At 48.4% G+C, this 8,499-nt stretch carries 8 protein-coding genes; all 8 read right to left on the bottom strand.

Annotation, left to right across the window (positions count from 1 at the left end):
• Positions 1-175: 175 nt before the first annotated feature.
• The 8 genes from QUA25_RS28125 to QUA25_RS28090 all read right to left on the bottom strand — a co-directional run bounded on the left by QUA25_RS28125 (position 176) and on the right by QUA25_RS28090 (position 8,296).
• On the bottom strand, positions 176-1,123 hold the full coding sequence (locus QUA25_RS28125; protein ID WP_333042940.1) for a hypothetical protein: 948 nt from the start codon (positions 1,121-1,123) through the stop codon (positions 176-178).
• A gap of 123 nt (positions 1,124-1,246) precedes the next feature.
• Positions 1,247-4,324: a DUF3987 domain-containing protein gene (locus QUA25_RS28120; RefSeq protein WP_333042939.1), complete on the bottom strand. Its 3,078-nt coding sequence runs from the start codon at positions 4,322-4,324 to the stop codon at positions 1,247-1,249.
• A gap of 505 nt (positions 4,325-4,829) precedes the next feature.
• A complete protein-coding gene (locus QUA25_RS28115; protein ID WP_333042942.1) occupies positions 4,830-5,360 on the bottom strand; it encodes a hypothetical protein in 531 nt (176 codons plus the stop codon).
• Positions 5,361-5,362: 2 nt separating this feature from the next.
• Positions 5,363-5,632 carry a hypothetical protein gene (locus tag QUA25_RS28110; RefSeq protein ID WP_333042937.1) on the bottom strand — a complete coding sequence of 90 codons (270 nt, stop codon included), beginning with the start codon at positions 5,630-5,632 and terminating at the stop codon, positions 5,363-5,365.
• On the bottom strand, positions 5,629-6,114 hold the full coding sequence (locus QUA25_RS28105) for a hypothetical protein (protein WP_333042936.1): 486 nt from the start codon (positions 6,112-6,114) through the stop codon (positions 5,629-5,631). Before QUA25_RS28105 ends, QUA25_RS28110 begins: the two co-directional genes overlap by 4 nt.
• Entirely contained in the window at positions 6,114-6,479 is a 366-nt protein-coding gene (locus tag QUA25_RS28100) for a hypothetical protein (protein ID WP_333042934.1), read from the bottom strand. The genes QUA25_RS28105 and QUA25_RS28100 overlap by 1 nt, the downstream gene beginning before the upstream one ends.
• Positions 6,472-6,867 (bottom strand): hypothetical protein, encoded by a 396-nt coding sequence (locus QUA25_RS28095; protein ID WP_333042932.1) that lies wholly within the window; start codon positions 6,865-6,867, stop codon positions 6,472-6,474. The genes QUA25_RS28100 and QUA25_RS28095 overlap by 8 nt, the downstream gene beginning before the upstream one ends.
• Positions 6,868-7,057: 190 nt before the next feature.
• Complete coding sequence (locus QUA25_RS28090) at positions 7,058-8,296, bottom strand: tyrosine-type recombinase/integrase (protein WP_333042930.1); 1,239 nt, start codon at positions 8,294-8,296, stop codon at positions 7,058-7,060.
• Positions 8,297-8,499 lie beyond the last annotated feature (203 nt).

The raw sequence follows: 8,499 nt of genomic DNA, 5'->3' as shown, positions 1-8,499 counted from the left end.
TTCGATTCCCGCTGCCCGCTTGCGCCTACAAAAACCTCAAACCAACGAGAAATCAACGGTTTGAGGTTTTTTATTGCTGCTTTTTTCGGTTTTCGAGGGGTCGGATTGACTGTAAATTGAATACAAATTGAATACAATTTGCCTCGTTTGAATACAAATTGAATACAATCCATACCTACACAGGGTTTGAGTCGTTCTCTTCCGCTAAAAGCCCCAGAATAGCGTCGATATCTCCTAAGTCCGCCTTCGACTTTTTGCGCCGCCCTTTTAACTGATTGAGCAAGTCGGCCGCTTCTGGCAACTCGCTGGCAGTGACTGATTGTTGTCTCAGGTCGGAGAGTTGTATCTCGATTTCTTTCCGATGGGCGCGTTCTGTCTCAAGTTGCGATCGCAATTCCTGCACTTCCCCTCTTAGCTTATTGGTGACTGCGGTGCTGGATTCTAGCAGCGTGGCATAGTTGGCGCGGGCTTCATCTCGTTTTTCTTCTGCGTGTCGGCAGTTGTCTTTGAGAATCGCGATCAAGTTGTCGCTGGCTTCTCTAGCCACTTGGTGGCTTTTCATCAAGTCATCAACATCTTGCTTTAATTGTCGATTCTCTGCCTGTAGGTTGCCTAACCGATTCTGCAACTGTTCTATAACCTCATTATCAACCTTGGGCAACTCTAAAGAATCACCCGACTCTAACTTTCCCGGCAGTGTCTCCTGCAAGGCTTCAAGCGCTTTCTGTAAATTAGCTACCTGCAATTCTAATGCTGTTAGCCTATCGGTAGAGGTTTCTGCAACTTCAGCAACTTGTACAACCTTTTTAGTAACTTCTACAACCTTGTTAACCCGTGGTAATGGGGGAGTCTCTAAAGCTTCTGCAATCTCCTCAAGCTTTGCAATGCTTACATCTGAACTTTTACCGATGTATTTTTTGCGTACTTTGCCGGCAACTTTTCTGCAACCGTACCAATAAATACCTGATTCCTTGCGGACTGTGTAGGGTTTGCTGTCCCCGCTTGGCTCAAACCTGAAAGAGCCGATCGATTCCAACCATGCGGAACCCTCGGGGGAGTCTAGCTCAAATACCTTGCCGTCCTCTGTCTCTATCAAGCCCTGGACTAACGATGGGATTGTCATAAAGTTGCCTAAAAGTTGCGTAACTACTTATGCAACCACATTAAGCAACTTTTAGACAACTGTCAAGGGTTGCAGAAAACGAAAACTATTTTCAACCCTCCCAAAACCCCTCGAACCGAAGGCTTAAAGCTTCATAAGGTCAGAAGCTTCAAACTCTGATTGCCGAATGTTTTTGACAGGCTTATCGAACCTGACCAAGTAGCTAGTGCCAGCACGGCTGTAGATATTGTCCACAACCTCACCTCGTGCACCTTGATAAATGCCGCCAACATCCTTGACCACGACCCGATCGCCTATCTCAAAAGTTCTAGGCTTCTTGGCAGAGGTCGCCGTTGATTTAGCGGTTTCTGTAGTACAGCTCATCATTGAGGACTGAGAGGTTTTAGGAGAAGGTGTAAAAACGTCCACACTGTCCACACTAGAATCCAAAGGCATATCTAGAGAGGATTTAAGGGTGTGTACGTTAGTGTCCACACCACGTACACAGTTGTCCACAGTTGCCTCTGAAATTTGGTGTTTTTGTTCGCTAAGTGTGGACGTTGTGTACGTGGTGTGGATGTTGGTGTCCACAGTTGTAATGCTTGCTGCGTATGAGTTTTGAGCGACTGTGGACACTGTGGACGTTGGATTGAGAGAAAACAGAATACTGTTCCCTTTTTGTGTAACCTCTCCATACTTCATGGTCATCAGTTCTCCGAACCAGTCTCGGATTTTTTGCGAAGTGGGTCGGTATTTTGGGTTAAAGCTGAGTAAGACATCTCGTGCCGTTACCGTGCCCCCCTTGCGTTCTGCCAGTGAGATAATTTTTGCGAGATTGCTTTCAAGAGCATCCGGGCTGCAAACCTCAATATTTATGCTCAAAGCTTGTTGAGTTGTGTACTCAACCCACTTGATAGCAGCAGCGACTTGACCGACCGGAATCTTGGAGGAAACCTCAATCCCCATGTGTGCAGCGTGGATACAGTGGAGGATGGTTGCGACGCGACCAACTTTCTCAGCAGCCTTACCTAACATTGCTCGCATCCCTTGCTTGGGATGATTTAGTCGGAGTCGCTGGCAGTGGTTGTAATAATCCACAAACAACTTTCGGGCTTCCTCATCTAGCTCGAATTGCATCATCGGGATAGCGTCCACATTTTCGTAGAGCGCTTGCAACATCGGGTTGATGTCAATCTTTGACACACCTAAAGTTATCTGGGTTAAGGCTGGTGGCTGTTGCACAAAGTCAAATCGGGCAAAGGTTCCGTTGTCGTCGCTGCCATCTCCCAGAAAGGGTTCTAAGACTTTGGGCTGGATGTTTCCATAAATAGAAAGGGATACCGCACCGACGTTGACGGTAGTGCCGGCTGCACGTGCCACTACAGCACCGTTACCGCTCCAACATTCCAGCAAGTCCTCTTTATCACTTCCCTTGCCACTGCGGTACTGGTTGGCTGATTTTAAAAATCCTGCAAGCTCATCGCACAGCCAGAGTATCCCTTGAATGGGATTCCGGCCTACCATCCCTGCTATCCCCTCCCATGTAGCTTTAGTGATGTAGGGGATTGTCTCTACAGGGGCATCAGGCGCGGGGCCCTTGTTCTCATCCTTGCTGTTTTTCCATAGTTCAAGCTCCTCTTTGTAGGCTTTTTCTTGGGCATTAAACTTTTCCTGATTCTTTTGTCGCATTGCTGCCAGCGGGTCTGTGATCATGGCATTCAATACAGGGGTCTTCATCTGGCTTGACTCAGCGATAAGGGCCCCGAAGTAGCCAAAAGTCCGACACCGATACCTGTTCCATTCCTCTACAAGCATTGTGCTGCTGCCATTCTTCAAGAATCTTGAGACACCAGAAATCAGTGCCAGCGCATAACACTCAGGTTTTAGGTTCATGCGTCGTGCTACTTCTTCGACCGGGGTAGCTAGGGATTCAGGGAAGATTTCTGAGAGTTTGACGCTGGCAGACTTAGAGGCAAGTAGTTGTTCAATTCCAATTCTCGTGTCTGCAAGGTCGGACTCTTGCTCCAGTTCTTGCTCCAGCTCCTGATAGAGCGAGCGAATTTCTTGGGTTGGCCTCCCGTATTTCTGTGACAGGGTTCCGATCGCAATTGTCAGGTCGGAGCGCTTGAGATTTTCCTCTAGGAGTTGGCAGACTTCGGTTTTTAGCTCTGAAAGTTCGCGGGCTTCAAACTTTGGATGAGTCAAAACTTTTGCTGGCAGAGGTTCCGGGTTTTGAGCCTGCGATGCAATTTCTGCGTTCATCCGGCTCAAGAATTCATCCGGCCCGATCGCTTCTAAGATTTCTCGGATATCTCCTTTCTCTGGGATGTTGGGGTAAATGACGCGCGGGTCAATGACTATGCACGGAAGTTGAATGTGACGCGCAACGAGCCAGACTTCCTGTCCTTTCTTGATTCCAGCGTCGTCGTTGTCACGTATTTTCGCAAGGACAATATTCTTTCCTGTTGCCTGCAATGCTTCCAGCATCATCTGAATTTCGGGATGACTCCAATTGCTCCCTTGCATCGTCAGCGCTGCGATACTGTTGCCACGTGCAAGTTCTACATTTTCCTCGCCCTCAACTGTCAAAATTGCAACTGCCTGACTGTCTGGTACAGATTTTAGAAGCTCAACAACTTCGGCAATTTTATACGCTGACCAACGGGCATCGCCTTTTGTCCAAACTTCTTTGCCGTTGGGGTCGATGTGTACCTGTCTGTAGGTTTTATCGTGCCCCTTCGGATTAGTTGCGTCTGGCCACTCATAGCGCAAAACTTTTTGAGTGTCGCTGTAGTTGTAAGTAATCTGCAGAGCGTTGGGTGGAACATCCTTGGGAAAATACTTCGGCTGCTCAGGGCGTGGTGATTTTCCGGGCGCGGGCAACCTGAGAAGTTTTGCGCCGATCGGAATTGGCGCGGGTGGATATTCTTTCTTTTTAGCCTTCGGCTTTCTTGCTGGCTGTGGGGGTTGCTCTCCGTTGCGCTCTGCCAAGAAATCAGCCAGTGGCCGAATAGCTTCACGGATATCGTCAGTGCTACAACCACCGCTCCAGCATTGAAATTTTGCACTTTTGGGGTCGATACCTAGTCGCCGACCTTCGCACACCGGGCAAGTGTAGAAATTTTTGCCCTTGCCTGGTTCTAGCTTGTCTAGATGGTCGCGGATATCAAATTTAGAAGTGCTTGAAACTTTACCGTCGATCGGAGTAGAATCGTTGTACATGGAATCTTGCTCGCCCCAAAGCGAGTTTGAGCAAAAACCGTTCTTCTGAGTCGTCAAAACATAGAGAGAGCGGTTTTTTGCGTTGTGTATAGTTTTAAGCCATTGAATACATATAGGCGACTGGCTTTAGTCGCCTATCCTTGATTGCCACTTGAGGGTAGGTGAAAGTATTGAGGCCGGGAGACGTGGGCTATCAGCGGCCATTCTCTCTACATCCCTTGCCATATGCGATTCCCTTACTCCCCCTGTTAGCCGCAAACCGTGGAATCCATTTGGGAGAATCGCTTGCACTTATTGTAGCAGTAGACGTTAATACGGCAATGCAGCAAGAAAGTAGTAGTAGGTGTGACCGTCAAACCCTATAGGTTTGCACAAAGCCATTCGATTCTGGGAGTATGCTGTGTGTACGCCAACCCTATAGGGTTGGTTTTTGGTGTGCATATTTTGGGACTGCGTTGTGCGTCCGAAACCCTATGGGTTTCGGAAATCGAGTGCACATTTGGTGCTACTCCCCGATGACGCGGTGGTACTCAGCCTCAGCAGCCTTGTATTTTGCCCCGCCCCCTCTAGTCAGCCCCCAGATTTCAAGAATGATTTTTAACTTGCCCCAGCCTTTTGCCTTGAGTTCGAGTATCCGTTCAGCGCGTTCATTTTCAGCGTTCACCGAAGGTTCAGCTAGTTGATTTGAGTCTGAATGTTCAGAGTGTTCATCATCGTCACAACTCAATGCCAGAGCGCGTTCGAGATGTTCGACAGGGTTCAAGATTTGTTCAGCTTCCTTCCGCCGTTGTTGCTCGGCTACATAGATCGAAGTGCTAAGCTCGTCAGCCACATCAGCATCAATCGCCCGCTCTTTCATCGCCTCGAAGTCCGCCTCTTTAGCGACCTTGAGGGCACATCGGCGACCTTCAAAGCAGCAAGCGAAACCCGACACCAGGGCGATACCTTGCATGAAATTATGCAGGGGAATCTTGCGGGAAAAAATGAATGGCGGAGCTAGCCAGAGAGTAAGCCCCGATAGAGACAAAACCGACACTTTCAAGAGCGACACAACATCACCCCCGCTCCCACTAAAGCTCCGATCGTACTGGCAATCAATCTGAACCTGAATTGCAGTAAATCGATTTTCAGGATGGCAATAATTGCGTCATCTAGCAGCCAAGCGCTAGCACTGACAATAAGTTTAAATGCGAACAATGCTTGCACAAATAACAGCAGAGAATGATGGAGCGATGCCAACCAGCAAAGAAAGCTGGAGGCAATCGCAGTCAGCAGGAAATTGTTGCCAAGTGCGATCGCCTTTATCATTGCTCCGTGCCTCCCAGTAACTTAGCTTTTATAGCTTCAATCCGTTCAGTAGCACGGTTCTCTGCTTTCTCCAAGCCAATACCTAGGCGGGCATATCCGGGACGCAAACCGTGCAATTTCTTAGCTAAGCCCACATCAGCTTTCTTCTTGGTGAGTTCATTGACAGCTACCGCTCCCTCATATTTGCGGTGGCTTTTGTGGACTTTTGCATCAGCCTCTTCAATCTGCGTTAGCGACTTGTAGGCTTTTTTAGCGTGGCGAGCGCCCTCGGTCTTTTCTTTTGCCAGCTTCTTCATTGCGCCTGCCTCTTCCTCGGTGAAGTAGCGCGGGGCATCTACTACGGGCGTGGTGCGGATGCTGGTAAAGTTGCCAGGATTGAGCGGTGTAATCGCGCTGACATCAGTCGGAGCCATCAGCTTGTCGCTCTTGTGGCTGATAGCGTCGCTGCTATCGCCACCGAATAGTCGAGTCATTGTTCCCATTATTTACCTACCTGAATTGTGATTTTTACCGGGAGTAAGTTGAGGGGATTGATGCGGGGGAACAATCCCAAAATCAGCACAGCAAAGCCAACCGACGCAAGAGCCAAAGCGAAGGCTTGCCCAAAATCCACCCATTCCAGCAAATTAATCTGGCGTGGGTTTTCAGTGGAAACGGTCAAGCCGTCAATAGGCGTGATTTCAGATTTGCGATCGAACTCTAGACCGTGCGAAGTTAGTAATGCTTCCCATGTTTTAGTAGCAGTGAGCTTGCCAAACTTTCGGGCTTCGGTATCACAAAGACCGCAAGAATAAGCAACTGTTTTTAGGTGGTCAATACGGCGGCAAGAGACAGGAGATTTAGACATGACTTGCCGCCCTCAAAGTGCTAGCCATAGTCGGCTCACCGTCATAACACGGGTACAAGTCATCGAGACCAGAAGTGGTATGCGTCCAAAAGACGTAATACAGCCAACTATCAGAGGGATAACTTGAATATCCTTCTGGTAAATAGCGGACTCCTAAAACCTCACCAAAATCAACAAACTTCTCGCCAAATTCACCAATCCAATCTTGAGCAACTAAATCGCCGATCGCGAATTCGGGTCGAGGGAGTACGCTGAGAGGGGTAGCTACAGGTTGAGTGCGTGGGACAAGACACAACAAAGCAGCCGACACTGCTTGCTGGAAAAGTTCGCGCCGGCGAAATGTAAAGACTTGCGATCGCCCATCAGGGAACCGCGCCGAAGTTGGCATAATTATTAAGCTCCAACGGTTGACAGAGAATCGTTGTAGAAGTCGTGACTTGGCTAGCGGTGCAAACGCTTGTCAGTCGCGCATCAATCTTCCTTACCTTTAGAGTGCAGGTTTACAGCCACCGTGTCAATAGGTGGCTGTAAAGTTTTGTGTCCCAAAAGTTGCCCGTAGAGTCAACATATTAACAGCATCAAAGCGGGCGTAAATGCTCCAAAATCTTGCCGTCTAAATACACGGCATTAATCACTTTCTCCGACGTATCGCACCATTTAGCAACCACCGCACTCGGTACACCTTTGCCTACCTGTTCGCTGATAAAAGTATCCCGGCAAGAGTAAGGCGTAGTTGTCTTACAATCCTGTTGATGTTGGCGGGTGCTTTCAGTAATCGGGTCAACCAACTTATGCCACACCTGCTTGGTAAAATTGTTGTAGTTAATCGCCCCGCCCTTAACAGGTGACGGAAAAACCAACCTATCTTTGTCAGTCAGATTTTGTGGCTTGATACCTTTCAGCAACTGAATCAGTTCTTGATTGCAAGGAAATTTACGCCGTTTGTTGTTTTTACTGCCGTCAACCCTTGTCTCCTTTCCACTTGGGTGCTGTATACTTCCGTTAAATACAATGTGAGAAAAGTCAGGAGCAATGTCAGACCACCTCAAGCCCACAGCTTCAGAGGGACGGCATCCAGTCAGCAGCCAGAACTGCACCATCGGGTAGTAAAAACAAAACTTTTGCCCGGTTTCTCCCCTCCCGTTCCAAGTACCTCTATGGTTCTTAAAAGCCTCTAATACCAGCTCTTTTTCTTGCGCTGTGAATGCGTTTGGCTCCGGGTCACTTTCCCAGTTATGTTTAGGCAATTCTGCTGCCATCCCTTCAAACGGGGATACAGTTAAACCCTTGACAATCTTGAACTTAATCCCCCACTTTACCGCTGCATTTAGGTGAGTCAAAATCCTCTTAGTCATGCTGTTAGTCGTATCCTCCAGCAGCCACGCGCGTACCTGCAACGCACCGTCCTCCGACAGAGGCTGATGAGGGCAGCGGTCAACATAGCTCTGAATGCCCGTCACCAAGTAATTGAAAGTTGTCGCCTTGAGTGCTGGCTTCTTGAACTCCAAGTATTTAGCAAACAGCTTCGTCAGTGTCAGTTCCGGCTTAGGCTTGACAGTTTCAACAACAGTCAAGTGAGTCTGCGGCTTGTACTTCTTGAGCGTGGGGTCAAACCGCTCAAACTTGATATCAGATTCAATCACCCGTGCTTTAGCTTCTGCCAGTTCCCAGTTTTCCGGGGTATCTGCCAGATTCAGGTACAGGAATTTTTGATTGCCCCCATAAAGCTGTCTCGGCATCTGCAAGCGTAGTCGCCCCTGATTGGTTTGAACGACTACGGAACCTTTTTTAGCTTTGCTCGGTGGAAGATTGACCATAATTTTCTGTCAACTCAACACCCCCATAATACCCATTTGAATACAGAATGAATACAATTCTCTAAGACCCCAATAGCGCAATCCCTAGAAATGCTTGCAGACAAGCAGTTCAGAACTATCGCCCTCTAGCCTTCCAAGCTAACTATGCGGGTTCGATTCCCGCTGCCCGCTTGCGCCTACAAAAACCTCAAACCAACGAGAAA

Origin of the sequence: Microcoleus sp. Pol17C6, assembly GCF_036701145.1 — a bacterium.
Lineage (GTDB): Bacteria > Cyanobacteriota > Cyanobacteriia > Cyanobacteriales > Microcoleaceae > Microcoleus.
The sequence above is the reverse complement of the archived record's forward strand: the minus strand, read 5'-3'. Positions and strand labels throughout refer to the sequence as shown.